General features: G+C 51.5%; 2 protein-coding genes. One reads left to right on the plus strand and one right to left on the minus strand.

All coding sequences use genetic code 11. The annotated features are described in order from the left end of the window. Nucleotides 1-289 precede the first annotated feature (289 nt). Entirely contained in the window at nucleotides 290-1,501 is a 1,212-nt protein-coding gene (locus ACTHUT_RS17600) for an acetate kinase (protein ID WP_440419223.1), read from the plus strand. A 75-nt stretch (nucleotides 1,502-1,576) separates the two neighbouring features. On the opposite strand, the gene purM is transcribed toward ACTHUT_RS17600, so the two are convergent. Beyond that, nucleotides 1,577-2,611, minus strand: a complete 1,035-nt coding sequence (gene purM, locus ACTHUT_RS17605) for a phosphoribosylformylglycinamidine cyclo-ligase (protein WP_440419224.1) — start codon at nucleotides 2,609-2,611, stop codon at nucleotides 1,577-1,579. Between the last annotated feature and the right edge of the window lie 41 nt (nucleotides 2,612-2,652).

Raw genomic sequence — 2,652 nt, forward strand, 5'->3', positions numbered from 1 at the left:
CACCAAAGCGGTCATGAGCCGTAGCGCACGCGTGATTATGGAAGGACAAGTCCGAGTGCCGGAAGATTGCTTTTAAGTTTTCAGACGGCCGCAGCATTAAACAAGGCCGTCTGAAAACCAAATAAGCAGATTTTAGTCGGGTAGCGATACCTGCAATGGAGATTAGGATTGGGCATTAAGCCTGACTAAACACCAAACCAAAGGCAAACTGGAAAGCTCTCAAATGTTTTTGCTCTTTTCAGACGGCCTGAAACCAAAAAAACAATCAAAAATTCAAAGGAGAAACACCATGTCCAACCAACTCATTCTAGTTCTGAACTGCGGCAGCTCTTCACTCAAAGGTGCCGTTATCGACCGTAAAAACGGTAAAGTTCTCTTAAGCTGTCTCGGCGAACGTTTGGGTACGCCCGAAGCAGTCATTACGTTCAGCAAAGACGGTAAAAAATGCCAAGCTCCCTTGGCAGGGCGCAACTGTCACGCCGGTGCGGTGGGTATGCTGTTGAAAGAACTTGAAAAACACGGCCTGCACGACCGCATTAAAGCCATCGGCCACCGCATCGCCCACGGCGGCGAAAAATATCACGAGTCCGTCCTCATCGACCAAGACGTCCTTGACGAACTGAAAGCCTGCATCCCGCTTGCCCCGCTGCACAACCCCGCCAACATCAGCGGCATCCTCGCCGCGCAGGAACACTTCCCCGGCCTGCCCAACGTCGGCGTGATGGACACCTCGTTCCACCAAACCATGCCGGAACGTGCCTACACTTATGCCGTTCCGCGCGAATTGCGTAAAAAATACGCTTTCCGCCGCTACGGTTTCCACGGTACCAGTATGCGTTACGTCGCCCCTGAAGCCGCACGCATCTTGGGCAAACCGTTGGAAGACATCCGCATGATTATTGCCCACTTAGGCAACGGCGCATCCATTACCGCCATCCGAAACGGCAAATCCGTTGACACCAGTATGGGCTTCACGCCGATCGAAGGTTTGGTAATGGGTACACGTTGCGGCGACATCGACCCGGGCGTATACAGCTATCTGACTTCACACGCCGGTTTGGATGTTGCCCAAGTTGATGAAATGCTGAACAAAAAATCAGGCTTGCTCGGTATTTCCGAACTCTCCAACGACTGCCGTTCTTTGGAAATCGCTGCGGATGAAGGTCATGAAGGCGCACGTTTGGCTTTGGAAGTCATGACTTACCGCCTTGCCAAATATATTGCTTCGATGGCTGTGGCTTGTGGCGGCGTTGATGCGCTCGTGTTTACCGGCGGTATCGGCGAAAACTCGCGTAATATCCGCGCCAAAACCGTTTCCTACTTGGATTTCTTAGGTCTGCACATCGACACCAAAGCCAATATGGACAAACGCTACGGCAACTCCGGTATCATCAGCCCGACAGATTCTATGCCGGCTGTTTTGGTTGTTCCAACCAATGAAGAGCTGATGATTGCCCACGATACGGCTCAGTTGGCCGGTTTTATGGAAGAAGCAGGCTAGGGCGGAGATTTGCTTAGACCATAAACAATAAAAAAGTGCGGATTCATCATCCGCACTTTTTTAATTACATCTTAATCAAGCCACTTGGGTTTGATGTTCGTCGCCATTGCGCTCACGAACTGCGCCCAAACGGTAAACGGTTTCGCCTTGTTCGCTCAAGAATGCCTGTACCGCATCGGCATCTTCTTTAGCAATGATAACGACCATGCCGATACCACAGTTAAATGTACGGTACATTTCTTGGGTTTCCACATTACCTGCTTTTTGCAGCCATTGGAACAGTTTAGGCAATTCCCACGCTTTGGCATCGATTTGTGCAACGGTATTTTCAGGCAAAACGCGAGGTACGTTTTCGGTAATGCCGCCGCCGGTAATATGGGCCATGCCTTTAATGGTGAATTTTTCCAAAGCGGCGAGAATGGGTTTCACATACAGGCGGGTCGGGGCGATGATAGTTTCGCGCAGGGTTTTGCCGTTGTCGAACTCGGCATCCAAATCGGGATTGTCGCGAGCAATGATTTTGCGGACGAGGGAGTAGCCGTTGGAATGGGCGCCGTTGGAAGCCAGACCCAACACGATGTCGCCCGCTTTGATGCTGCGGCCGTTGATGACGCACTCTTTTTCAACCACGCCGACGGCAAAGCCCGCCAAGTCGTATTCGCCTTCGGGATACATGCCGGGCATTTCGGCGGTTTCACCGCCGATGAGGGCGCAGCCGGATTCTTCGCAGCCTTGGGCAATGCCTTTAATCACATCAGTCGCGCGGGCAACGTCCAGCTTGCCGCAAGCGAAATAGTCCAAGAAGAACAAAGGTTCTGCACCTTGAACCAAAATATCGTTGACGCTCATGGCAACCAAATCGATGCCGACGGTATCGTGTTTGTCCCAGTCAAATGCCAGTTTCAGCTTGGTGCCGACACCGTCCGTACCGGAAACCAATACCGGATTTTTGTATTTTTTGCCGATTTCGATCAAAGCGCCGAAACCGCCCAAATCACCCAACACTTCAGGGCGCATAGTACGCTTGGCAAAAGGTTTGATGTTTTCGACCAGTTGATCGCCTGCGTCGATATCCACGCCTGCGTCACGATAGCTCAAAGAAGTGCTCATTGGATTTCCTTATTCGGGTATGGGTAGATTGTCGGAGCGTA

It is taken from the genome of Neisseria sp. P0022.S010 (genome assembly GCF_051956635.1).